Below are 23,768 nucleotides of genomic sequence, written 5' to 3'. Positions count from 1 at the left end.
GGCGTGCCTCCGGCAGGATCGCCGCAGGAGTAGTGTTTTCTGCAGGGAATTCCCTCGATACATCAGGGCAGGAGGTGAGCGGTGCCAATGATCCGCCGCGTCGCATTCCTGTCGCTGCACACCTCCCCCATGGAACAGCCGGGCGCAGGTGATGCCGGCGGCATGAACGTCTATGTGCGGGCGCTGGCCATGGCGCTGGCCGAGGTGGGCGTTGAGGTGGAGATCTTCACCCGTGCCACCACTGCCGGGCAGCCCGCCGTCGAACATCCCGGGCCGGGAGTCTGCGTCCACAACGTGATGGCCGGCCCGCGCCGCAAACTGCCCAAGGAAGAGCTTCCCGCCCTGCTGCACCAGATGGTGGATGAGATCGACCGCATCCGTCACCAACAACCCCACGGCCGTTACGACGTCATCCATTCGCACTATTGGGTTTCCGGGGTTGCGGGCCTTGAGCTGTCCGAACGCTGGCGGCTGCCCCTGGTCCACACCATGCACACCATGGCCAAGGTCAAAAACCTCGTCCTTGAGTCCGGCGAGCGCCGCGAACCCCGCCGCCGGGAGGAAGGCGAGCAGAGGATCGTCAACGGCGCCACCCGGCTGATTGCCAACACCCCGGCTGAGGCGCAGGAGCTGGTGGCACACTACGGCGCTGACATCGACCGCATCGACGTGGCACCACCCGGAGTGGATCTGCGGGTTTTCACGCCCGCTTTCCGGCGCAAGGCCCGCAGGGAACACGACGTCGGCCCGGACACCTTCCACCTTGTCTTCGCCGGGCGGATCCAGCGGCTGAAGGGACCCCAGGTGTTCGTGAAGGCGGCCGGCCTCCTTCGCCAGCGCCGCCCGGACATCAACCTTGAACTGACCATCCTCGGATCGTTGAGCGGGGCCAAGGACTTCGACCTGACCAAGATCATCGAAGAAGCCGGGCTCAGCGATGTGGTCACCCACAGGCCGCCCGTAGTGGCGCCCGAACTCGCAGGCTGGTTCCGGTCCGCCGACGTCGTGGTGATGCCTTCCTTCAGCGAGTCCTTCGGCCTGGTGGCCTTGGAAGCACAGGCGTGCGGTACTCCGGTCATCGCCACCAACGTCGGCGGGCTGACACGGGCTGTGTCGGATGGCCGCACGGGGATCCTGGTGGACGGCCATGACCCTTCCGACTGGGCAGATGCCTTGGAGGACCTCTACGACGACGTCCGGACCCGTGAAGACATGGGCCGGGCCGCGGCGACATATGCCGAGTCCTTTGGCTGGCAGCGGACGGCTGCGATCACTCTGGAAAGCTACCGGGAGTCCGTGGCCGGGCTACTGGTTCCGGCTACCGGGAGCCTGGCCTGAGTGGCTGCTTCCGAGGGTCCGTGTGGGTGTGCTGATAGATTGTCGGGCACAGCGTAAGCACCCAGTCGAAGGACAACGATGTCTGAGAACAAAGTCTTGTCGGATCTTGAGATTGCCCGCCGTGCCGGCATCAAGCCCATTACGGAAATTGCCGAACGTGCCGGGATCAACGCTGACGCCCTGGAGCTTTACGGCCCGTACAAAGCCAAAATAAATCCCGCCCACTTGCGCCTGCCGGGCGGCAAGCCCGCGGGCAAAGTCGTCCTGGTTTCCGCCATGTCCCCCACGCCTGCCGGTGAGGGGAAATCCACCACCACCGTGGGACTTGCCGATTCCCTGGCACGTGCCGGGCACAAGGTGATGATTGCGCTCCGGGAACCGTCCCTTGGACCCATCCTGGGGATGAAGGGCGGCGCCACCGGCGGTGGCTACTCCCAGGTCCTCCCCATGGACGACATCAACCTCCATTTCACCGGGGACTTCCACGCCATCACGTCGGCCAACAACGCCCTCATGGCGCTCGTGGACAACCACATCTACCAGGGCAACCAATTGGGCATCGACCCTCGCCGGATGACGTTCAAACGCGTCCTGGACATGAACGACCGCTCACTGCGGGAAATCGTCATCGGCCTCGGCGGGCCTGCCCAAGGCGTACCCCGGCAGGATGGTTTCGACATCACCGTGGCGTCCGAGATCATGGCCGTCTTCTGCCTCTCCTCGGACCTCGACGACCTCCGTACCAGGCTGGGCAGGATCACGTTCGGCTACACCTATGAGCGCAAGCCCGTCACCGTGGCCGACCTCGGCGTTGAAGGTGCCCTGACCCTGCTCCTCAAGGACGCCATCAAACCGAACCTCGTTCAAACAATCGCGGGCACGCCAGCACTGGTCCACGGCGGCCCCTTCGCCAACATCGCGCACGGCTGCAACTCACTCATCGCCACGCGTACCGCCCAGCAACTGGCCGACGTCGTGGTGACGGAAGCTGGATTCGGTGCGGACCTTGGTGCGGAGAAGTACATGGATATCAAATCCCGGATCGCGGACGTGGCCCCGTCCGCCGTCGTGATTGTGGCCACCATCCGCGCCCTGAAGATGCAGGGCGGTGTCCCCAAGGACGAATTGGGCGTGCCGAACGTGGAGGCGGTGGCCGCCGGTGTCGGGAACCTGAAACGGCACGTTGGAAACGTCGCCAAGTTTGGTATTTCGCCCGTGGTGGCCATCAATAAGTTCGGCACCGACACTCCCGAGGAGCTTGACTGGTTCCTGGCCTGGTGCGCCGCGGAAGGCGTGCAGGCCGCCGTCGCCGATGTGTGGGGCCGGGGCGGCGGAGGCGACGGCGGGGACGAACTGGCGGCGAAGGTGGCAGCCGCGGTGGACGCGCCGTCGAACTTTCACCACCTGTACCCGCTCGAGATGCCGGTCGAGGACAAGATCCGGACCATTGTGCAGGAAATTTACGGTGCGGACGGCGTCGAATTCTCGGTCCCGGCGCTGCGGCGGCTGGCGGAGATCGAGAAGAACGGCTGGGGCGGCCTGCCCGTCTGCATGGCCAAGACCCAGTACTCGTTTACAGACGACGCGTCCCAACTCGGAGCGCCGAAGGGATTCCGGGTGCACGTGCGGGAGCTCATTCCCAAGACCGGTGCGGGCTTCATCGTGGCGCTGACCGGTGCAGTCATGACCATGCCCGGCCTGCCCAAGGAACCGGCTGCGATGCGGATGAACGTGGACGAGGACGGCAACCCCACAGGCCTTTTCTGATCCTCTTCCACATCCCATCGCCTTTCCGGCGTTCCTCTTCCACATCCCATCGCCTATCCGGCGTTCCTCTTCCACATCCCATCGCCTTTCCCGCGTTCCTCTTCCACATCCCACGCGAAAACAACTGACGCCCCCGCACACAGTGCGGGGGCGTCAGAAGAACCGGGGTTTGCTGTTTAGCGTTCGATGTCGCCACGGATGAAGGCTTCGACCTTCTCGCGTGCGACGTCGTCGTTGAACTGCTCCGGCGGGGACTTCATGAAGTAGCTCGACGCGGAGAGCAGCGGGCCGCCGATGCCGCGGTCCAAACCGATCTTGGCGGCACGAATGGCGTCGATGATGACGCCCGCGGAGTTCGGGGAATCCCACACCTCGAGCTTGTATTCGAGGGAAACAGGCGCGTCACCGAAATTGCGGCCCTCAAGGCGGACAAAGGCCCATTTGCGGTCATCAAGCCACGCGACGTAGTCCGACGGGCCGATGTGGACGTCGTCCGCATGCAGCTCAGCTTCAACGTTCGAGGTGACGGCCTGCGTCTTGGAGATCTTCTTGGATTCAAGGCGGTCACGCTCGAGCATGTTCTTGAAGTCCATGTTGCCGCCGACGTTCAACTGGTACGTGCGGTCCAGGGTAACGCCACGGTCTTCGAACAGCTTGGCCATGACGCGGTGCGTGATAGTGGCACCGATCTGGCTCTTGATGTCGTCGCCAACAATCGGAATACCGGCCTCGGTGAACTTGTCAGCCCACTCCTTGGTACCGGCAATGAAGACGGGCAGGGCGTTCACGAAGGCAACACCGGCGTCGATGGCGCACTGGGCGTAGAACTTGGCAGCCTGGTCCGAACCGACGGGCAGGTAGCAGACCATGACATCCGCTTTGGCTTCGCGAAGGGCAGCGACGACGTCGACAGCTTCTTCGGGTGCCTCAACGATGGTTTCGCGGTAGTAGCGGCCAAGGCCGTCGAGCGTGTGGCCGCGCTGGACCTTGACGCCCGTAGCCGGGACATCGGCGATCTTGATGGTGTTGTTTTCGCTCGCACCGATGGCATCGGCGAGGTCCAGCCCGACCTTCTTGCTGTCGACGTCGAAAGCGGCGACGAACTGGACATCGTTGACGTGGTACGGACCGAACTCAACGTGCATCAGACCCGGAATCGTTGCTTTGGGGTCGGCGTCGCGGTAGTACTGGACACCCTGGACCAGCGATGCGGCGCAGTTACCTACGCCGACAATGGCAACACGAATCGGATGTGAAGACACGGAACTCCTTTGGGGAAACCTCAGGTGCCAAGCACCATCCGACTGAGCCCGGAGGGCGGCTTACAGGCACGGCGCCGCTCGGCGCCCACTTTGCATTGTAACCAACACCCGAGGAGCCCTTTTTGTTCCCGGCAGCCCCCTTCGCAATATGTCAGCGACGAACGTCGTCCCCCAAACGCGACGGGATCTGGCAGAGCAACGCGCCAAACACGACGGGACGTGAGAGAGCAACACCCCAAACACGACGGGATGTGGCAGAGCAACACCCCAAACACGACGGGATGTGAAAGAGCAACGCGGGCTGCAGGTTACTTTTGCGCCCAACGGTTGATGTCCGATTCGACGGCGAACTCGTCAATTGCGGTGAGCTCGTCGTCGGTGAACCCCAGGTTGTTGATGGCGCTCAAGGTGTCCTCGAGTTGCGCAACGCTGGACGCACCGACGAGTGCGGAGGTCACCGGTGAACCCTTCGGCTGGTCGCGGAGAATCCAGGCGATCGCCATCTGGGCAAGCGTCTGACCGCGGCCTTCGGCGATGGCGTTCAGGCCCCGCACCCTGTCCAGCCGTTCCTCGGTCAGCGAGGACTCGGAAAGGAAGCGTTCCTTCGCCGCCCGGGAGTCTGCAGGCACTCCGTTGAGGTAGCGGTTGGTCAGCATGCCTTGCGCCAAGGGTGAGAAAGCGATGGAACCGGCGCCCACCTGGTCCAGTGCTTCGTAGAGGTTCGGCGAGCCGTCCTCGGTCCAGCGGTTCAGCATGGAGTAGCTGGGCTGGTGAATCAGCAAGGGTGTGCCAAGTTCCTTCAGGATGCGGGCCGCCTCAAGGGTCTGCTCCGGCGTGTAGGAGGAGATGCCTGCGTACAGCGCCTTGCCGGAGCGAACGGCGTAATCCAGGGCGCCCATGGTTTCTTCAAGGGGCGTCTCCGGGTCCGGGCGGTGGCTGTAGAAGATGTCAACATATTCCAAGCCCATGCGCTGCAGGGATTGGTCCAGGCTGGAGATCAGGTATTTCCGGGATCCCCATTCACCATAGGGCCCGGGCCACATGTAGTAACCGGCCTTGGTGGAGATGACCAGTTCGTCCCGGTACGGTTTGAAGTCCTCTTTGAGGTGCCGGCCGAAGTTGGTCTCCGCGGAACCGTCCGGCGGTCCGTAGTTGTTGGCGAGGTCGAAGTGGTTCACGCCCAGATCGAAGGCGCGGCGCAGGATGGCGCGCTGCTCGTCAAAACGTTTGTCGTCACCGAAGTTGTGCCACAAGCCCAGCGAGATGGCCGGAAGCTTCAACCCACTCCGTCCAACGCGGCGGTAGGGCATGGTTTCGTAACGGTTCTCCGCAGCCGAATAAGTCATACGTACCATCCTGCCACCGGAGGCCGGACAGTGACGGCGCCGTCCGGAATGTGGGCGCCGTCACCTGCCTGGGCCACTCGGCTTAGTTGACGCGTACGACGGCGGCGCTCTCACCCGGGAGGGTCAGCGAACCGTCGGCGATGACCGCTTCGGGTTCGGTTGCCAAGAGCAGGGTACCTTCGAGCACAGTCTCCAGAGCTTCGCTGCCGAAGTTGCAGACGACGCGTACCTTGCCGCGGGAGAACTGCAGCCAGTGCTCGTCGTCGTCGTATTCCACGGCGGTCTCCGCAAAGCCCCCGTCGGTCAGTTCCGGAGTTTCACGGCGCAGCCGTGCCAAATCCCCGTAGAGCTGCAGGAGCCGCGCATGGCTGCCCTGGCCGGCTTCCTCCCATTTCAGCTTGGAACGCTGGAAGGTTTCCGGGTCCTGGGGATCGGGTACCACGTCCGGGTCCCAACCCATCCGTTCGAATTCCTTGATCCTTCCTTCGGCCGTCGCCTTGCCGAGATCCGGTTCGGGGTGGGAGGTGAAGAACTGCCATGGCGTGGATGCGGCAAACTCTTCGCCCATAAAAAGCATCGGGGTGAAGGGTGAGGTCATGGTGACCACCGCCCCGATCGCCAGCTTCCCGTCGGAGAGGGACGATGTGAGCCGGTCCCCCGTGGCGCGGTTCCCGATCTGGTCGTGGTTCTGCAAGCAGACCACCAGGGCTGATGGGTGGGCCAGGTCCTGCCGGATGGGCCGCCCATGGTGGCGTTCCCGGAAGCTGGAGTAGCTGCCGTCGTGCAGGAATCCGTGTTCCAATACCTTCGCAAGGACGGCGAGGGAATCGAAGTCCGAATAGTAGCCGGTGGTTTCCCCGCTGAGGTTGACGTGGAGGGCGTGGTGGAAGTCGTCGCTCCACTGGCCTTCCAAGCCGTACCCGTTGACGTTGCGCGGATAGATGAGGCGCGGGTTGTTGAGGTCCGATTCGGCGATCATGGTCCGGGGAATCCCTGTTTCGGATTCGACCTGGTCACCCAGCGCCCCGAACTCCTCAAGGATGTGCACGGCCCGTTCATCTTTGAGGGCGTGAACGGCGTCCAGCCTCAGTCCATCCACGTGGTACTCACGCAGCCACATGGCGGCGTTCTCCAGGATGTACCGTCGGACATCGTCCGAGCCGGGTCCGTCGAGGTTGACCGAATCACCCCAGGTGTTCCCCTCCCCCGACTTCAGGTAGGGCCCGAACTTTGGCAAGTAGTTGCCGCTGGGGCCGAGGTGGTTGTAGACCACGTCCTGAATGACTCCGAGCCCGGCCTGATGGGCTGCGTCAACGAACTGCTGGTAAGCGGCAGGTCCACCGTATGCCTCGTGAACGGCGTACCAGAGGACGCCGTCGTAGCCCCAGTTGTGGACACCGTTGAACGCGTTGACGGGCAACAGCTCGATGAAGTCGACACCCAGGTCCACCAGGTAGTCCAGCTTTCCGGCAGCAGCCTCCAGCGTCCCTTCGGGCGTGAATGTCCCCAGGTGCAACTCGTAAATCACGGCCCCCTGGAGTTTCCGCCCTTTCCAGTCCTGGTCCTTCCACTGGTGGGCGGAGGCATCAAAGGTGGCGGACAGCCCATGGACGCCGTCCGGCTGCCGCCTGGAGCGCGGGTCCGGAAAAGGGCCCTCGCCGTCCACCAGGTAACCGTAGGCGGTGTTGTCAGCCGTGGGAACGACCGCGGGGACACGCCACCAACCGCGCGCACCGCCGTCGTGGTTTCGCTCCATGGCGTACTCGCGGCCGTCCGCGAGCAGCTTCACCGAATCTGCGTTCGGCGCCCAAACATCAAAAAGGTCTTTCCCGGCTGCGTGTTCCAGCATCATGCCCCCTGTCATTCGTTCAAACACTTGGTTCAGTTCAAACACGCTGACCACGCGTGAGCAGCGCCCACGCGTGGTCAGCGGTGCGTAGGAAACTCAGTCGACCGGTACCAGCAGCGCCACGGGGTACTGATCCAGCAGTGTGCCCAACTCAACGGAGCCGGCCTGGTAGGTAGAGCCGGTGAGCTCGTCCTTGTAGCTGGCAGGCAGGTCGATGGATGTGTCCCGCCAACCACCGTCGCGGGCCAGGCGCTTGGGCAAGCGCGTGGCAACCGTGAGGGCGCCGAGCTTCGCGTCGCCACGGTCGAACGCCACTGCGTGGGCAGCAGCCGAACCTTGGACAGGCACCGGACGGTAACCGCCGAACAGTTCCGGACGGTCCCGGCGCAGCCTCAGCGCCCGGGAGACCACCAACAGCTTTGCGGCTTCCTCCGTGTATTCAGGTTGGGCGCCTGCGTCGAGCTCGGCGAGCGCGCTGATCCGGGCCTCGAAATCCACCGGGCGCCGGTTGTCCGGGTCGGTGAGTGATCCGTCCCGGAATTCCGTGCCCTGGTAAACGTCCGGGACCCCCGGCATCGTCAGCTGGACAATCTTGGCCGACAACGAGTTCGAAGTACCGTACGGTTCCAGCTCGGCGACGAAGTTCTCCAGCGCAGCTTCCACCTCAGGGACGTCAAAGACGGCGTCGACGGCGGCAGCCAAGTGCCGCTCAAACTCCTGGTCCGGATCGGTCCAGTTGGTGGAGTTGCCGGCCTCCCGGGCGGCTTTCAGCGCGTAGGACTGCAGCCTTCCGCGGTCCGCGGGCCATGCCCCGGCGATGGCCTGCCAGATGAGCGCGGCGAGGGGGCCGTCCGGGATGGGAGCCAGTTCCTGCACGGTGCCCAGGAACAGCTCCCACTCCGGGACCGATTCCGCGATAACCGTGATTCGGGCCCTTGCATCCTCGCTGCGCTTGGTGTCGTGGGTGCTGAGGGTGGTCATGGACAACGGAAGCTCGGCTTGGCGGCGCGCCATGCGTTCGTGGAACTCCTCCGGAGCAATGGCGAACTCCGTCGGGTCCGCTCCGACCTCCGTCAGGGTGCCCAGACGGGTGTAGCGGAAGAACGCAGTGTCCTCCACGCCCTTGGCCATCACCATGCCGGAGGTCTGCTGGAAGCGGCGCGCCAGTTCTCCCGAGGTGTCCAGCAGAAGGGGCTGGAGTCCCTCAAGGACCGACCTCAACTCGGGGCGGCGCGAGGCCGCGTTGGCGATGGCTTCCTCAAGGACCTCCCGCCCGTACGGAAGGTAGGAGCGGTAGATGGGGAACCAGCAAATGATCTCAGCCAGGGCATCAGCGACGTCCAGGCGGGGCAAGGCGCTGGATTCGGGAACCAACCGGGACAAGCGAAGGATCTCCGAACGCAGGATGCCGTCCGCGATCCGCCTCTTGGTGCCGTGGATCATCACGTGGTAATCCGCGGGTTCGGCTTCATCGCGCAGGCGGGCATCCAGGGAGTTCAAGTACTCCTCCGCAGCCGGATCCACGAACAGACGGTCCACGTCCGCCAAGGCGTCGTAGCCCGTAGTTCCCTCGCATTGGAACGTCTCCGGGAGCTTCTCCCCCGGTTCCAGAATCTTCTCGATCAGCAAGTAGGCCCCACCGGTAGCCTCGCGAAGCCGGACCAGGTAGCCCTCGGGATCCGCCAAGCCGTCGGGGTGGTCGATCCGCAGACCGTCCACCAGGCCCTCGCGGAACCACCGCACAATTTCCTCGTGGGACTCGTCAAAGACCCAGGGGACCTCCACCCGAACGCCGGCCAGGGAGTTGACGGCGAAGAAGCGACGGTAGTTCAGTTCGGCATCCGCACGACGCCAGCCCACCAGTTCATAGTGCTGGCGGGAATGGACTTCCTGCGGGGTGTCGCCGTCATTGAAGCTGCCCTCGGCGAGCGGGAAGCGGTGGTCGTAATAATGGAGTTCACCGTCGGCCAGTTTGAGCTGGTCAACATCGTCATCGCTGCCCAGCACCGGGATACGGATCTTGCCGCCGCCGAAGTCCCAGTCGACGTCGAAAGCCTCGGCGTACTTGGACTTGCGGCCTTCTTTGAGCAGGTCCCACCACCAGGGGTTCTGTCCCGGTGTTGCGACACCCATGTGGTTGGGCACGATGTCCGCCAGGACACCGAGCCCCTGCTCACGGGCCGCCTTGGACAAGGCAGCCAGACCCTCCGGTCCCCCACGTGAGGGATCCACGGTGGAGGGATCGGTCACGTCATAACCGTGGTCCGAGCCTTCCTCCGCCGTGAGGATCGGCGAGACGTACACCCAGTCGATACCAAGGTTGTGCAGGTAGCCGGTCAGCTTGGCCGCGTCCTGAAGCGTGAAGCTTGGGCGGATCTGGAGCCTGTACGTGGAGACCGGCGTCCTCATGCCTTGTCCCCTTCTGCGTCCTCTTCCGCCTCCGGAGCTTCGGTAGCTTCGGTAGCTTCGGTGTCGGTGGCTTCGCTGCCGGCGTCGTCATCCTTATAGTCCAGAGCCAAGGACGACACCGCCGGCGCCGTGATCGAAGCGGTCTCCGGCGTGCTGGTCTGGGTCAGTGCCGCCAGCGAAGCAGCCACGGAGTGGTCCGGCTCGACCTCGGGCGCGGTGTGGGCGCGGAGGACCACGAGCGACTTTCCGGCGACCATGAGGATCTGCTCCGGCTTGACGACGTCGGCCTCGGCGCCTTCCGCGCCGGTGTCGATCATGACGTCCCAGGCGGGGGCGTACTCTTCGGACGGGATCCTGAAGCCCACCTCGTCCACGTCCGCGTTGAAGTACAGCAGGAAGTTGACGTCGGTAATCCGCCGGCCTTGGTTGTCCTGGCCGCGGATGCCGTCGCCGTTCAGGAACACTCCCACGGACCGGCCCAACGCGGCGTCCCAGTCCTCGGGAGCCATGGTGCCGCCGTCCTTGTCCAGCCATACGATGTCCGGAAGGCGTTCGCCCTCGCCACGGACCGCAGGGCGTCCGTCAAAGAAGCGGCTCCGCCGGAGGCTCGGGTGCTTGGCGCGGAGGGCGCTGACTGCAGCGGTGAACTCGATCAGCGGCTGGTCGACGTTTTCCCAGTTGATCCACGTGAGCTCGGAGTCCTGGCAGTAACCGTTGTTGTTGCCCTGCTGGGTGCGGCCAAGTTCGTCGCCGTGCAGGAGCATGGGGACACCCTGGGACAGGAACAGGGAAGCAATGAAGTTCCGTTGCTGGCGGGCACGCAAGCCGAGCACCGTGGGATCATCCGTGGGTCCTTCGACGCCACAGTTCCAGGAGCGGTTGTGGGATTCGCCGTCGTTGTTGTCCTCACCATTGGCGTCATTGTGCTTCTCGTTGTAGGAAACGAGGTCCATCAAGGTGAAGCCGTCGTGGGCGGTGACAAAGTTGATGGAGGCATAGGGCCGGCGGCCGGAGTGCTCGTACAGGTCGGCCGAGCCTGTGAGGCGCGAGGCGAATTCACCCAGGGTGGACGGCTCGCCCCGCCAGAAGTCGCGGACGGTGTCCCGGTACTTGCCGTTCCATTCCGTCCACTGTGGCGGGAAGTTGCCCACCTGGTAGCCACCCGGGCCAACGTCCCACGGCTCCGCGATGAGCTTGACCTGGGACACTACCGGGTCCTGCTGAATGAGTTCGAAGAACGTGGAGAGCTTGTCAACGTCGTAGAACTCGCGGGCAAGCGTGGAGGCGAGGTCAAAACGGAAACCGTCGACGTGCATCTCCGTGACCCAGTAGCGCAGTGAGTCCATGAGCAGCTGGAGCGAGTGCGGGTGCCGGACATTCAGGGAGTTCCCTGTGCCGGTGTAGTCCATGTAGTACTTCTGGTCGTCCTCCACCAGGCGGTAGTAGGCCGAGTTGTCGATGCCCTTGAAGGACAGCGTGGGACCCAGGTGGTTGCCTTCCGCGGTGTGGTTGTACACGACGTCGAGGATGACCTCAATGCCTGCGGTGTGCAGGGCACGGACCATCGCTTTGAAGTCCTGGACCTGCTGGCCGGTATCGCCCTTGGAGCTGTAGCTGTTGTGCGGGGCGAAGAAGCCAATGGTGTTGTAGCCCCAGTAGTTGTTCAGGCCCTTGTCCTGCAGGATGCCGTCATTCACGAACTGGTGCACCGGCATTAGCTCGATGGCTGTGATCCCGAGCTTCTGCAGGTGGGAAATGACTGCCGGATGGGCGACGCCGGCATAGGTACCGCGCTGCTCCTCGGGTACCTCGGGATGCAGCTGGGTGAGGCCCTTGACGTGGGCTTCGTAGATGACCGACTTGTGGTACGGGATGCGCGGAAGCTTGTCTCCGTCCCAGTCGAAGAACGGGTTAATGACCACGCCCAGCATCATGTGGGGAGCGGAATCGTCGTCATTGCGGGAATCGGGGTCTCCAAGGTTGTAGGAGAACAACGCCGGGTCCCAGTCAATCTGCCGGTGGACTGCCTTGGCATACGGGTCCAGCAGGAGCTTGTTCGGGTTGAACCGCAATCCTGCATCGGGATCATAAGGACCGTGCACCCGGTAGCCGTACTTCTGCCCTGGCTGTGCCTGCGGAAGGTAGCAGTGCCACACATAGCCGTCCACTTCCGTGACTTCGACGCGCTCTTCCACGCCGTCGTCATCGAAGAGGCATAGTTCCACCCGCTCAGCCCTTTCGCTGAACAAAGCAAAATTGGTGCCCGTGCCGTCAAACGTGGCGCCGAGCGGATAAGCCGATCCAGGCCAGACTTCCATGCGTTCTCCTCTTGGATGATGCGAACAACTGCTGCAAGCCTACTCATGACCTACGACAAGACAGTAACCTTACCGTTTTCTCGAGTCGCATTCCGCGCTGAGCGAACCCAGAACGCGGGGTACAGCCGCCATGATCGCCGAGGCAGTAAGGGGCCCCCCGTCAAAAACCTGCGACGCTGAGGTGCCGGCACGGCCATGAACGGTTGCCGCAACTGCCGCCACAGCAGCCCAGCGATCCTCCAGTGCCAGCCCCAAGGCTGCGTAAGCGCCGTCGTCGTCCGTCAGTGCCTCAGCGGACTGGGCCATCAACGATCCCAGCACCCCCGCCAGAACGTCCCCGCTTCCCGCGGTGGCCATCCAAGGCGTCCCCTCGGACTGGCTGAAAACAACGCCCGACGGCGACGCCACCAGTGTGGAGGCACCCTTCAGGAGCACTGTGGCCCCGGTTTGTTGGGCAGCCAGCCGGACAAAATGGAGCGACCTGGACTCGACGTCCTCACGGGTCACAGCCACCTCCCCGGCCGCATGCAAGGAGCCAAGCAGGGTAGCGAGCTCACCGGCATGCGGGGTCAGGATCCAGTTCGCAGGACAACGCTCCGGAAGGAGGCTCAGGGCGCCGGCGTCGACCACCACCGGCAGCCCGGCGTCCCGGGCGGACCGAAACACCTTGCGGGCGCGGTCCTGCTGCTCATTCCCGTCCACGCCGGGTCCGATCAGCCACGCTTGCACGCGGCCGGGTTCATCGCTTTCCCACAGCGATTCCGGGGTGCGGGCCAGGACTTGGCGGGCAGCAGCCTCCGGCCCTTGGTAACGGACCATGCCCACACCGGAGACGGCGGCCGCATGCACGCACAATTCGGCCGCCCCCACGTATCGCTCCGAACCGGCCACCACACCCAGCACTCCCCTGGAGTACTTCTGGGAGCGGTGGGTAGGCCGGGGAAGCAAGAGCGCTGCGTCCTTGGCGGTCAGCCGGCGCAGTTCCGGCGCTTCCAACAAGTGCTCGATGCCGATGTCCACCAGCGCCACGCGGCCCGCACAGCCTTCGCCGGGATCGGCCAGCAGTCCGGCCTTGATACCACCGAAAGTGACCGTGACATCGGCCTCCAGGACCGGCCAGTGCACTTCGCCCGAGTTGGCGTCAACGCCGCTGGGAACATCACAGGCCACCACGCACGCGGAACCGAGCTCCTGCAGGCAGGCAACCAACTCCGCGGCGGCACCGCGCAGCCCACCCCGGGCACCTGTCCCGAGCAGGGCGTCGATGACGACGTCGCTGCCGGCAGCCACGACGGCCAGCTCTTCGGGGTCGCCGGATTCCAGGTGGAGCACCCGGCCACCCGCAGCTTCAAACGCGGCCAGCCCTTCCGAATGGGCCGCGTCCGCGGCGAGTACCGCCGTCGTTCGCATTCCCCGGCGCGCCAGCATGGAGGCAGCGAACAGGCCGTCGCCACCGTTGTTTCCCTTGCCGGCCAGCACGGTGACGCTGGCACCGGTGAGCTTGCGCCGTTTCCGGACTTCGCGGACGACTTCCTGTGCCAGGCCATAAGCTGCCCGCTGCATGAGAACAGCGCCCTCACCGGAGTCCAGGAGCGGTTGTTCCGCGTTCCTGATCTGTTGTCCGGTGAAGGCGCTGATCATTGTTCTGTTGTGCCTGCCCTAGCCCTCGGCCAGGACCGTGGCGGTGGCGATGCCGCCGTCGTGGCTCATGGACAGGTGCCAGCGCTTGACGCCCTTGGCTTCGGCAACGGCCAGAACCGTTCCCTTCACCTGCACGGTGGGGCCGTTCTCATCAAGGCCGATCCAGCAGTCCTGCCAGTTCATACCTGCGGGAGCGCCCAGGACCTTTGCCACCGCTTCCTTCGCGGCAAACCGCGCAGCCAGGGAACGCGTGTTGAGTTCCCTCTCGGCGGGCACGAACAAACGGTCCCTTAGTCCCGGTGTCCGTTCCAACTGCCGTCCGAACCGCTCGATGTCTACGACGTCTACGCCAATGCCAACAATCATGCGGTTATTCTACGGTCACGCTCTTGGCGAGGTTACGCGGCTGGTCGACGTCGTAGCCCTTCGCTCCTGCAAGCTCTGCTGCGAAGATCTGCAGCGGAACCGTGGTGAGCAGCGGCATAAGCAGCGTGGGGGTCTCCGGTACGTAGAACACGTGTTCTGCGTAGTCCTTGACTGACTCGTCGCCTTCCTCGGCAATAACCAGGGTGCGGGCACCGCGTGCGCGGACTTCCTGGATGTTGCTGACTACCTTGGCGTGCAGGGAATCGCGGCCACGCGGGGACGGCACCACCACGAAGACGGGCTGGCCGTCGTCGATCAGGGCGATCGGACCGTGCTTGAGTTCACCGGCGGCAAAGCCTTCGGCGTGGATGTAGGCGATTTCCTTGAGCTTCAAGGCGCCTTCCAATGCCACCGGGTAGCCGACGTGGCGGCCGAGGAACAGCACGGACTTCTCGTCCTTCATGCTGCGGGCCAGTTCGCGCAACGGGCCGGAGCCGTCCAGGATCTGCTGGATCTTGGCAGGAATCTTGCCGAGGTCCGCCAGGACATCCTTGATCTGGCCGCTGAAGATGTTGCCACGCAACTGCGCCAGGTAAAGGCCAAGGAGGTAGGCGGCGGTGATCTGAGCCAGGAACGCCTTGGTGGAAGCCACTGCGATTTCCGGGCCGGCGTGCGTGTACAGCACAGCGTCGGATTCACGCGGGATGGTTGATCCGTTGGTGTTGCAGATGGAGATCGTCTTGGCGCCCTGTTCGCGGGCGTAGCGGACGGCCATGAGGGTGTCCATGGTCTCACCGGACTGGCTGATGGAAACCACCAGCGTGTTCGCGTCCACGATCGGATCGCGGTAACGGAACTCGTGGGCGAGCTCGACCTCGGTGGGGATCCGGCACCAGTTCTCGATTGCGTACTTGGCCACGAGGCCGGCGTATGCAGCAGTACCGCAGGCGAGGACGATGATCTTGTTGACCTGCTTGAGCAGTTCAGGATCGATGCGGAGTTCGTCCAGGGTCAGCTTGCCGTTCAGGTCCGAACGGCCCAGCAGGGTCTGGCCTACGGCGTCGGGCTGATCGTGGATTTCCTTCTCCATGAAGGAGTTGAAGCCGCCCTTTTCCGCGGAAGCAGGATCCCAGTCAACGTGGTATTCCTTGCCCTCGGCCGGAGCGCCGAAGAAGTCGGTGATCTCCACGGAGTCGGCGGTGATGGTGACGATCTGGTCCTGGCCGAGTTCGACTGCACGGCGGGTGTAGTCGATGAAGCCGGAGACATCCGAACCGAGGAAGTTCTCACCGTCGCCGAGGCCCACCACGAGCGGGGAGTTACGGCGGGCAGCAACGACGACGTCGGGCTGGTCGGCGTGAACGGCCAGGAGCGTGAAGGCTCCTTCGAGGCGCTGGCATGCCAGGCGCATCGCAGCGGTGAGGTCACCGCCGTCGCCATTCGCGGAACGGAAGATATCGCCCAGCAGGGCGGCAGCAACTTCGGTGTCCGTTTCGGATTCGAAGGTGACGCCCTTGGCGAGGAGTTCCTGCTTGAGTTCGGCGAAGTTTTCGATGATGCCGTTGTGGATCAACGCCAGGCGGCCACCGTCGGAGAGATGGGGGTGGGCGTTACGGTCGGTGGGTCCGCCGTGGGTGGCCCAACGGGTGTGGCCAATGCCGGTCAGGGATTCCGGGACCGGGTTTGCTTCAAGTTCGCTGACCAGGTTGCTCAGCTTTCCGGACTTTTTCCGGGACGAGATGGTCCCGTCAGCCACTACTGCGACGCCTGCGGAGTCGTAGCCGCGGTACTCAAGACGACGCAGCCCCTCCACAACGACGTCAAGGGCGCTGTGCTCAGCTGCCTTACGAGACGAATTGCCAACATAGCCTACGATTCCACACATGAGGTCAAGCCTACCGGCTCAGTCAAACAACTGACGTGGGACATCCCCCCTCCCCGCTTGACTGGTGAGATGCGGATCACGACTCCGGCCATCGCTGCTCGTCGCGCATTTCCTGATCAGCCCCGCGGAGGGGAGAATCGAGAGCGTGACTTTGCAACGCACCGAAGCAAATGGCGACGGCGCTTCTCCCTTTGTTGAGCTGGACCGGCAGACCTGGTCCCGGCTTGCGGCCCAGATGGAGCAGCCCCTCAACGAAGAGGACATCTTCCGCCTCCGCGGCCTCGGCGACCCCCTTGATATGAAGGAAGTACGGGAGGTGTATCTCCCGCTTTCCCGCCTCCTGCACCTCTACGTGGAGGCCTCGCACCAGCTGCACGCAGCCACCACCACTTTCCTTGGCGAACAAACACTGCGCACGCCGTTCGTGATCGGCGTGGCCGGATCCGTCGCGGTGGGCAAGTCCACCATCGCCCGCGTACTCCGCGAAATGCTCCGCCGCTGGCCCGGGACCCCGAATGTGGAACTCATCACCACCGATGGATTCCTCTATCCCTTGGCCGAGCTGAAGCGGCGCCATCTGCTGGAGCGGAAAGGGTTCCCCGAGTCCTATGACCGGCGTGCGCTGTTACGCTTCGTGTCCGCCGTCAAGGGCGGCGCTGAGGAAGTGCGGGCGCCCTGGTACTCGCACGTCACCTACGACATCGTGCCAGGCAAGGAAGTGGTGGTCCGCCGGCCCGACGTCCTGATCGTTGAAGGCCTCAACGTGTTGGCGCCCGCACGCCCCCGCATCGACGGGAAGCAGGGCCTGGCCCTGAGCGACTTCTTCGATTTCTCCATCTACGTCGACGCCAAGACCTCCTACATCGAGGAATGGTACGTAGACCGGTTCCGCAAGCTCCGCACCACGGCCTTCGCCCAGCCGGAGTCCTACTTCCACCGCTACGCCACCCTGTCTGACGAGGACGCCGAGTCAACCGCCCGTGGCATCTGGAAGCGCATCAACGAACCCAACCTCGAAGAGAACGTCCTCCCCACCCGGGGGCGCGCCCAGCTGGTGCTCACCAAGGAAGCGGACCACTCCATCCGGCGCATGCTTCTGCGGAAGGTGTGACGCCCGTGTCAAGCACAGGGCAGCCCAGCAGGCGGGCATTCACGGGGCTGTTGACTGCCGGCGCCGGCCTCATCGCCCTCTCCGCCTGCACCCCTGAGACGTCCACGCCCTCCCCCGCCGCGGTCGACGCGCCAAGCGGCACTCCCTCGGCAACTGCAACCACCCAGGCTCCGGAAGTCACTCCTGCGGCAGCGGCCACCAGCACCCAACCCGGCCCATCGCCGTCGAGCGCTGCCGCTACGCAGTACTCACTCACCGACCCCACCAGCCCCTGGGTGGTGGTCAACAAGCACCGGCCCCTGAACCCGCAAATCTACGTGCCCGCCGATCTGGTGCAGCCCGCCGTGCGGCTCGCCGTCAGCGGCGAAGCGAGCCTGCTGAACAGTACGACGGCGGCTGCCGCAGAAAAGATGTTCGGCGCGGCGGCAGCGGAGGGCGTCATCATGGCGTTGGCCTCCGGCTACCGGTCCTATTCAACCCAAGTGGCTACCTACAACGGCTACGTTGCCGGCAGCGGCCAAGCAGCTGCGGACCGTGCGTCGGCAAGACCAGGGTTCTCCGAACACCAAACCGGCTGGTCCTTCGACATCTCCGACGGCGGTGGAGCCTGCAGCTTCCAGCCATGCTTCGCGGAACAGCCTGCTGCCGTGTGGGCCAAAGCCAACGCGCATAAGTTCGGGTTCGTGGTCCGCTACCCGTGGATGTTCCACGAGATCACCGGCTACTTCTACGAGTCGTGGCACCTGAGGTACATCGGCGTGGAGGCAGCCACGGCCATGGCCACGGGTGGCATTGCCACCTTGGAGGAGTACTTTGGCCTGGAGGCTGCGCCGGACTACCTGTGAGATCCAGCGCTTTAAAGCACGCGGCCCGCTCCCCTTCCCGGGGGCGGGCCGCATTCGTAAGGTCAGAGCCTCAGACAGCCAGCTCGGTAGACACTGCCAAACGTTCCTTGACCACGGCAGCCAGGCCGGTGCAGATGCGCTCAGCGGTTTCCATGTCCGCAGCTTCAACCATGACGCGCACCAGCGCTTCCGTGCCGGAAGGACGGAGCAGGACACGGCCGGTCTCGCCAAGTTCCTCAGTAGCGGCGGCAACGGCAGCTGCGACGCCCTCATCGGTTCCGGCGCGGGCCTTGTCCACCCCCTTGACGTTGATCATGAGCTGCGGAAGCTTGGTCATCGCGGTGGCGAGTTCCTGCAGGCTGCGTCCGGTGAGCGCCACTTGGGCAGCCAACTGGAGACCTGTCAGGACACCGTCGCCCGTGGTGGCGTAGTCGGAGAAGATCACATGGCCGGACTGTTCGCCGCCCAGGTTGTAGCCGCCGTCGCGCATCTCCTCGAGGACGTAACGGTCGCCAACGGCGGTTTCACGGATGGTGATGCCGGCGTCGCGAAGGGCGATCTTCAGGCCGAGGTTGCTCATGACCGTGGCAACCAGGATGTTGTCCTTGAGCTTGCCGGCCTTGTTCAGTGCCAACGCCAGGATGGCCATGATCTGGTCGCCATCCACCTCGTTACCTGCGTGGTCAACGGCAAGGCAACGGTCGGCGTCGCCGTCGTGGGCAATGCCCAGGTCCGCACCGTGCTGAACCACCGCTTCCTTGAGCGGGCCAAGGTGCGTGGAGCCGACGCCGTCGTTGATGTTAAGTCCGTCAGGCTCGGCACCGATGACAACCACATCGGCTCCTGCGTCCTTGAATACCTGGGGCGAGCAACCGCTGGCTGCACCGTGCGCGCAGTCCAGGACTACTTTGAGCCCGTCCAAACGCTTGGGCAGCGTGCGGAGGAGATGGACGATGTAGCGGTCTTCGGCGTCTGAGAAGCGCTGGATCCGGCCGACGTCGCCACCCACGGGGCGCTGCGGCTCCTTGCCGAGCTGCGCCTCGATGGCGTCTTCCACCTCGTCGGGGAGCTTCTGTCCGCCGCGGGCGAAGAACTTAATGCCGTTGTCCGGCGCCGGGTTGTGGGAGGCAGACAGCATCACACCGAAGTCGGCATCGAGGTCTGCCACCAAGTAAGCGGCGGCGGGAGTGGGCAGCACACCGGCGTCGTAGACATCCACGCCGGAGCTCGAAAGCCCGGCTTCGACGGCCGCGGCGAGGAATTCACCGCTGGCCCGGGGGTCCCTGGCGACGACGGCGCGCGGCCGCTTACCGTCGGTTGTGCGGTCATGGCCGAGTACGACGGCGGCGGCCTGGGCGAGCTGCATAGCCAGCTCCGCGGTAAGCAACCCGTTCGCGAGACCGCGCACGCCATCTGTTCCAAATAATCTAGACATCGGGTCAAGTTTAGACGACGGCGGCCCGGCGGCCGTTCACGGCACGTACCGGAGCGTCACGCCCGAGCCGGTTTCCGCACGTTAAACGACGGAAACCCGCCCCACCAAATAGTGGAACGGGCTCCCGTGCCCCGCGAGGGGGCGAAGCGCGATTTAGCGCTTGGAGTACTGCTGAGCCTTACGTGCCTTCTTGAGACCGGCCTTCTTACGCTCGATGACGCGGGCGTCACGAGTGAGGAAGCCAGCCTTCTTGAGGGTGGGGCGGTTGTTCTCGACGTCGATCTCGTTCAAGGAACGAGCAATGCCGAGACGCAGTGCGCCAGCCTGGCCGGAGGGGCCACCGCCGTGGATACGGGCGATGACGTCATAAGCACCTTCGAGGTCAAGCACGCGGAACGGTTCGTTGACATCCTGCTGGTGCAGCTTGTTCGGGAAGTAGTTTGCCAGCTCGCGGCCGTTGATGGTCCACTTGCCGGAACCCGGAACAACGCGAACGCGTGCAACGGCTTCCTTGCGACGGCCAACAGCTGCACCGGCAACGGTCAGTGCAGGGCGCTCCTTCTTGGGCGCGTCCTCGGCGGGTGCGCTTTCAGAGGTGTAGCTGGTGAGGTTTTCCTCAGCCTCGACGGCTTCGGCGGTCAGTTCTTCGTTCTGAGCCACGGTTCTCCTTGAATAAAAAGTTGTTTGGTGGCCAGGACTACTGGGCGACCTGGGTGATTTCGAAAGTCTTCGGCTGCTGCGCAGCGTGCGGGTGCTCCGGGCCTGCGTAGACCTTAAGCTTGCCCAGCTGCTGGGCTGCAAGGGAGTTCTTGGGGAGCATGCCCTTGATGGCCTTCTCAACAGCGCGAACCGGGTTCTTCTCCAGCAGTTCTGCGTAGTTGACGGAGGTCAGGCCGCCCGGGTAGCCGGAGTGGCGGTATGCGCGCTTCTGCTCCAGCTTGGCGCCGGTGAGGGCGACCTTTTCAGCGTTGATGATGATGACGAAGTCGCCCATGTCCATGTGGGACGCAAAGGTCGGCTTGTGCTTTCCGCGCAGCAGTGTTGCGGTCTGGCTGGCAAGACGACCAAGGACAACATCGGTGGCGTCAATGACGTGCCACTGGCGGTTGATATCGCCGGGCTTCGGGGTGTACGTACGCACGGTTTTGCCTCGTTCTTGTTCTGGCGTTCATGTTTTGGGACACGCAATAAGACGTGCACCTACTCTGTATGCGTTACCGGAGCAGAGGTGAGGGCTCTATAGACCAGTCATCCCAAAGTCTCGAAATGCCACCCGGGTTACTGACCCTGCAACTGGATCCCCAAGTGGGCATGTGTCATCGAGATAGGACACGCACAACGACTATAAACAATACCTTCAACGGTATGTCCGGGTCAAAATGGGGTGACCGCGCCTTGGGGCCGGCTGCCTTTAAGGAGGGCTCATGACCGACGGACCTACCCTGCCGCTCCTGCTCGCCCTGGGCGCCCTGCTGTTGAGTCCCTTGAGTGAGCTGCTCATCGCCCGGTCGCTCCCCCGGCTCAGCGGGCTTCCCTCCCTAAGGGTACGGATCACGACGGCGGCAGTCACCGCGCTGCTGTTCGGCTTACTGGGATGGCGTTTTGGCATTTCCCCGGAGCTGCCGGCCTTTCTTTTATTGGCCCTTCTTGGAGTGCAGCTTTCCCGAATTGATTTTGCCCTCCATTTACTGCCGAACGGCCTTGTTCTGAGTCTTCTGGGGGGCGGCTTGGTACTCCTGGGGGTCTCTTCCGCGGTCTCGCCGGGGTGGCCGGAGCTGCTCAGAGCCCTCCTGGGAGGGCTGGTTTTGTTCGCCGGCTACCTGATTTTGGGAATTATTTCGCCGCGCAGCCTCGGAATGGGCGATGTGAAGCTCGCAGCGCCACTTGGACTGTACTTGGGGTACTTGGGTTGGAAGCAAGTACTCTTCGGCGGACTACTGGGGTTCGTGGTGGGCGGGGTGCTCACGGTGCTGATGTTACGGCTGAGATCCGCGGAAAAACCGGCTGAAACGGCCCACGGCCCCGCTATGGTGGCAGCCGCCCTGGGCGTCGTACTGGTGCTCCAGTAGTACGTCCTTAGCTCTTTTCTTCCCGTTGGGCAGCGGCCGGTTTTTGCCCGGAAAAACCTAAGTCTCCTGAGCTTTCCAAGTAGTCCCTTGGCAGTTTCCGTGCCAAAACTGAGTACTCCCCCGGGACCCTACGTGTGAGCGCATATTGGCCCGCCAATAAATCGAGTACGACTACGCATTGTTCCTTGCCATGCCCCTGGGGAATTCTTGAGACATCGAATTCCGGACCGCTAAAGGAAATACGGGGGTAGTTCGGAGGACGTAGCAAATTCACATAATTTGCGGACCTATAACTGAAACCCATCATTTCATAAATCATTATCTGGGAAGGATTTTCCAATGTCTTCTTTCATGATCAACACCATGGCTTTTATCGCCGGCGTCAGGGACCGCCTGACCCAAGAAGAGAAGGGCGCGACGATGGTTGAGTACGGCATCATGGTCGCCGGCATCGCAGTCTTGGTCATTGGCGCAGTGTTCGCACTCGGTGGCCAGGTCTTGAACCTGTTCAACGGCATCGATTTGACCCCGTAATTTTGCACGTTGGTTGGTCATGGACGGCGCAAACAGCCATCCATGACCAACCAATCTCTTTTAACTTATTGATCCGTCTGGTTCTGGGACCGGGAGAGTGCCGTGAAGTATAAGACCAAAGAACGTGGGGCGGTGGCTGTAGAAATGGCTATCGTCTTACCACTACTTCTTTTAATTCTCGTGGGCATCATGGAATTTGGACGTGCCTACAACGTCCAAGTGTCGCTGACACAGGCTGCACGGGAAGGTGCACGATACGCGGCGGTTCATTACCAAGAGGGTGGACTCGACGTTGCCGGCACAGCATTGTCCGCTGCTCCATCGCTCGACGGGTTGGGAGTCACCGTCACTGATAACGCTTCAAGCTGCGCGCCGGGCTCCAACGTTGAAGTGACTACCAGCGTGTCACTGCCCTCACTGTCAGGGTTTCTCGACTCCGGGCTCTTTGGCGCGCCGGGGATCTTTCCCCTCAATATGACCGGAGTAGGAGTCATGAGATGCGGCGGATGAATGCGGGACGTAGGAACGTTCAGGCAGTCAACGAGACTGATGGCGAGCGGGGTGCAGCAACCATAATCGTTGCCGGAATGATGCTCGTTCTTCTAGGCTTTGCAGCGCTGGCTGTTGATGTCGGGGCAATGTACGCCGAAAAGGCTCAGCTACAGAACGGCGCAGACGCGGCTGCCCTGGCTATCGCCACGGATTGTGCTAACGGAAACTGCGGCAGCTCGTCAGCCACGGCCAATCAATTTGCGAACAGTAATGCGAACGACGATTCCAGCGGTGCCGCCGTCACCTTCCCTGCAGCCACAACCGTACGGGTGGTAACCAACGCGCGGGATGCGGATACCGGTGACAATAGCTTTTCCTTGTTCTTCGCGAGGGCCCTGGGAATCGAAGCTGCCGACGTTGGAGCTGTTGCCGAAGCATCCTGGGGAGCCCCGTCCGCCGCCGACGTCATCCCGCTGACCTTTTCCCGGTGCGAGGCAGATCCGACGTTCTTCAAGGGGCTTCAGTTCTTCCCCACGCACGGCACTTCACTTGCAGATGATCCGAAGTATGCCTGCAAGCATAAGGCATCCTCCGGACATGAATTGCCCGGCGGTTTCGGGTGGCTACAGCATCCCGGTTCGGCCTGCAACGTCAGGGTCGATGTCACCAACCCGTGGATCGAGGCCAGGCCTGGGAGCAGCTTCGACGGCTCGTGCAGCAGTACCTTCACCCGCTGGGAAGCGGCACTGAAGGCAGGAAAGAGCGTCGATATTTTGGTACCAATCTTTGACACTGCGTGTCCCGATAAGGGCGGGAAGGGTGTGAATCCCTGCGCCGCTTCTCCCTTCGGTAAGTCGTTCCGCATCGAAGCATTCGCTCAGATCTCACTGAGAGGCTGGCATCTCACTGGAGGCGGCACCACCTACCTCACCTCAGAGGCAGCAGCCCTGAAATCCAGCCTGAAGCTGAAGAACAGCGATACCGGCCTCTACGGAGAATTCATCAAAAAGGTGTCTCTGGAAGACGCGGCAGTCATGGGCGGACCCGACACCTACGGTGCCATGACCATTCAACTGACCGAATAACACCACACCTGGAGCT

Annotated in this window: 19 protein-coding genes; 8 read left to right on the top strand and 11 right to left on the bottom strand. The window is 63.3% G+C overall.

All coding sequences use genetic code 11. The annotated features are described in order from the left end of the window. The first annotated feature begins 81 nt into the window (after positions 1–81). Positions 82–1,338, top strand: coding sequence for a D-inositol-3-phosphate glycosyltransferase (mshA, locus tag HMI59_RS06415; protein ID WP_193593160.1), 1,257 nt, complete (start codon positions 82–84; stop codon positions 1,336–1,338). A gap of 78 nt (positions 1,339–1,416) precedes the next feature. After that, the gene (locus HMI59_RS06410) at positions 1,417–3,105 is read left to right on the top strand and encodes a formate--tetrahydrofolate ligase (protein WP_193593159.1); all 1,689 of its coding nucleotides are present in this window, start codon (positions 1,417–1,419) and stop codon (positions 3,103–3,105) included. A 176-nt stretch (positions 3,106–3,281) separates the two neighbouring features. On the opposite strand, the gene HMI59_RS06405 is transcribed toward HMI59_RS06410, so the two are convergent. The 8 genes from HMI59_RS06405 to glmS form a co-directional block, all read right to left on the bottom strand. Beyond that, positions 3,282–4,367: an inositol-3-phosphate synthase gene (locus HMI59_RS06405; RefSeq protein ID WP_021472459.1), complete on the bottom strand. Its 1,086-nt coding sequence runs from the start codon at positions 4,365–4,367 to the stop codon at positions 3,282–3,284. Between the two features lie 308 nt (positions 4,368–4,675). Beyond that, positions 4,676–5,713, bottom strand: coding sequence for an L-glyceraldehyde 3-phosphate reductase (gene mgrA, locus HMI59_RS06400; RefSeq protein WP_021472458.1), 1,038 nt, complete (start codon positions 5,711–5,713; stop codon positions 4,676–4,678). A gap of 82 nt (positions 5,714–5,795) precedes the next feature. Beyond that, the gene (treZ, locus tag HMI59_RS06395) at positions 5,796–7,562 is read right to left on the bottom strand and encodes a malto-oligosyltrehalose trehalohydrolase (RefSeq protein ID WP_193593689.1); all 1,767 of its coding nucleotides are present in this window, start codon (positions 7,560–7,562) and stop codon (positions 5,796–5,798) included. A 96-nt stretch (positions 7,563–7,658) separates the two neighbouring features. Further along, complete coding sequence (treY, locus tag HMI59_RS06390) at positions 7,659–9,971, bottom strand: malto-oligosyltrehalose synthase (protein WP_193593158.1); 2,313 nt, start codon at positions 9,969–9,971, stop codon at positions 7,659–7,661. Next, positions 9,968–12,289: a glycogen debranching protein GlgX gene (glgX, locus tag HMI59_RS06385; RefSeq protein ID WP_079941119.1), complete on the bottom strand. Its 2,322-nt coding sequence runs from the start codon at positions 12,287–12,289 to the stop codon at positions 9,968–9,970. The genes treY and glgX overlap by 4 nt, the downstream gene beginning before the upstream one ends. Positions 12,290–12,358: 69 nt before the next feature. Beyond that, positions 12,359–13,930, bottom strand: coding sequence for an NAD(P)H-hydrate dehydratase (locus HMI59_RS06380; RefSeq protein ID WP_193593157.1), 1,572 nt, complete (start codon positions 13,928–13,930; stop codon positions 12,359–12,361). A gap of 18 nt (positions 13,931–13,948) precedes the next feature. Next, on the bottom strand, positions 13,949–14,296 hold the full coding sequence (locus HMI59_RS06375; protein ID WP_011775548.1) for a holo-ACP synthase: 348 nt from the start codon (positions 14,294–14,296) through the stop codon (positions 13,949–13,951). 4 nt (positions 14,297–14,300) lie between these two features. Continuing rightward, the gene (glmS, locus tag HMI59_RS06370) at positions 14,301–16,181 is read right to left on the bottom strand and encodes a glutamine--fructose-6-phosphate transaminase (isomerizing) (RefSeq protein ID WP_071416240.1); all 1,881 of its coding nucleotides are present in this window, start codon (positions 16,179–16,181) and stop codon (positions 14,301–14,303) included. A gap of 136 nt (positions 16,182–16,317) precedes the next feature. On the opposite strand from glmS, the gene coaA reads away from it, so the two are divergent. Then, positions 16,318–17,292: a type I pantothenate kinase gene (gene coaA / locus HMI59_RS06365; RefSeq protein ID WP_193593688.1), complete on the top strand. Its 975-nt coding sequence runs from the start codon at positions 16,318–16,320 to the stop codon at positions 17,290–17,292. Positions 17,293–17,297: 5 nt separating this feature from the next. Continuing rightward, on the top strand, positions 17,298–18,137 hold the full coding sequence (locus tag HMI59_RS06360) for a D-alanyl-D-alanine carboxypeptidase family protein (protein WP_079941133.1): 840 nt from the start codon (positions 17,298–17,300) through the stop codon (positions 18,135–18,137). Between the two features lie 70 nt (positions 18,138–18,207). Here HMI59_RS06360 and glmM read toward each other — a convergent pair whose 3' ends face one another. From glmM to rplM, 3 genes are all read right to left on the bottom strand, one after another. Then, entirely contained in the window at positions 18,208–19,572 is a 1,365-nt protein-coding gene (glmM, locus tag HMI59_RS06355; protein WP_062097457.1) for a phosphoglucosamine mutase, read from the bottom strand. Between the two features lie 153 nt (positions 19,573–19,725). Further along, positions 19,726–20,232: a 30S ribosomal protein S9 gene (rpsI, locus tag HMI59_RS06350; protein ID WP_021472449.1), complete on the bottom strand. Its 507-nt coding sequence runs from the start codon at positions 20,230–20,232 to the stop codon at positions 19,726–19,728. 37 nt (positions 20,233–20,269) lie between these two features. Next, positions 20,270–20,713: a 50S ribosomal protein L13 gene (gene rplM / locus HMI59_RS06345; protein WP_021472448.1), complete on the bottom strand. Its 444-nt coding sequence runs from the start codon at positions 20,711–20,713 to the stop codon at positions 20,270–20,272. Positions 20,714–20,996: 283 nt separating this feature from the next. Between rplM and HMI59_RS06340 the strand changes: the two genes are divergently transcribed. The 4 genes from HMI59_RS06340 (at position 20,997) to HMI59_RS06325 (ending at position 23,752) form a co-directional block, all read left to right on the top strand. Further along, the gene (locus tag HMI59_RS06340) at positions 20,997–21,641 is read left to right on the top strand and encodes a prepilin peptidase (RefSeq protein ID WP_193593156.1); all 645 of its coding nucleotides are present in this window, start codon (positions 20,997–20,999) and stop codon (positions 21,639–21,641) included. A 339-nt stretch (positions 21,642–21,980) separates the two neighbouring features. Then, positions 21,981–22,175 (top strand): Flp family type IVb pilin, encoded by a 195-nt coding sequence (locus tag HMI59_RS06335; RefSeq protein WP_193593155.1) that lies wholly within the window; start codon positions 21,981–21,983, stop codon positions 22,173–22,175. Between the two features lie 102 nt (positions 22,176–22,277). Continuing rightward, positions 22,278–22,685 carry a TadE/TadG family type IV pilus assembly protein gene (locus HMI59_RS06330; RefSeq protein WP_193593154.1) on the top strand — a complete coding sequence of 136 codons (408 nt, stop codon included), beginning with the start codon at positions 22,278–22,280 and terminating at the stop codon, positions 22,683–22,685. Then, complete coding sequence (locus HMI59_RS06325) at positions 22,673–23,752, top strand: Tad domain-containing protein (protein WP_227471548.1); 1,080 nt, start codon at positions 22,673–22,675, stop codon at positions 23,750–23,752. Before HMI59_RS06330 ends, HMI59_RS06325 begins: the two co-directional genes overlap by 13 nt. Positions 23,753–23,768: the final 16 nt, after the last annotated feature.

The organism is Paenarthrobacter sp. YJN-5, from assembly GCF_015040095.1.
GTDB lineage: Bacteria > Actinomycetota > Actinomycetes > Actinomycetales > Micrococcaceae > Arthrobacter > Arthrobacter ureafaciens.
This window is presented reverse-complemented; position numbering and strand designations above follow the sequence as displayed.

Bases quoted from the DNA above. Each gene is read 5' to 3' on its own strand.
- HMI59_RS06410 (WP_193593159.1), top strand. From the start codon at position 1,417: ATGTCTGAGAACAAAGTCTTGTCGGATCTTGAGATTGCCCGCCGTGCC.
- mgrA (WP_021472458.1), bottom strand. From the start codon at position 5,713: ATGACTTATTCGGCTGCGGAGAACCGTTACGAAACCATGCCCTACCGC.
- treZ (WP_193593689.1), bottom strand. From the start codon at position 7,562: ATGCTGGAACACGCAGCCGGGAAAGACCTTTTTGATGTTTGGGCGCCG.
- treY (WP_193593158.1), bottom strand. From the start codon at position 9,971: ATGAGGACGCCGGTCTCCACGTACAGGCTCCAGATCCGCCCAAGCTTC.
- glgX (WP_079941119.1), bottom strand. From the start codon at position 12,289: ATGGAAGTCTGGCCTGGATCGGCTTATCCGCTCGGCGCCACGTTTGAC.
- HMI59_RS06380 (WP_193593157.1), bottom strand. From the start codon at position 13,930: ATGATCAGCGCCTTCACCGGACAACAGATCAGGAACGCGGAACAACCG.
- HMI59_RS06375 (WP_011775548.1), bottom strand. From the start codon at position 14,296: ATGATTGTTGGCATTGGCGTAGACGTCGTAGACATCGAGCGGTTCGGA.
- glmS (WP_071416240.1), bottom strand. From the start codon at position 16,181: ATGTGTGGAATCGTAGGCTATGTTGGCAATTCGTCTCGTAAGGCAGCT.
- glmM (WP_062097457.1), bottom strand. From the start codon at position 19,572: ATGTCTAGATTATTTGGAACAGATGGCGTGCGCGGTCTCGCGAACGGG.
- HMI59_RS06340 (WP_193593156.1), top strand. From the start codon at position 20,997: ATGACCGACGGACCTACCCTGCCGCTCCTGCTCGCCCTGGGCGCCCTG.
- HMI59_RS06335 (WP_193593155.1), top strand. From the start codon at position 21,981: ATGTCTTCTTTCATGATCAACACCATGGCTTTTATCGCCGGCGTCAGG.
- HMI59_RS06325 (WP_227471548.1), top strand. From the start codon at position 22,673: ATGCGGCGGATGAATGCGGGACGTAGGAACGTTCAGGCAGTCAACGAG.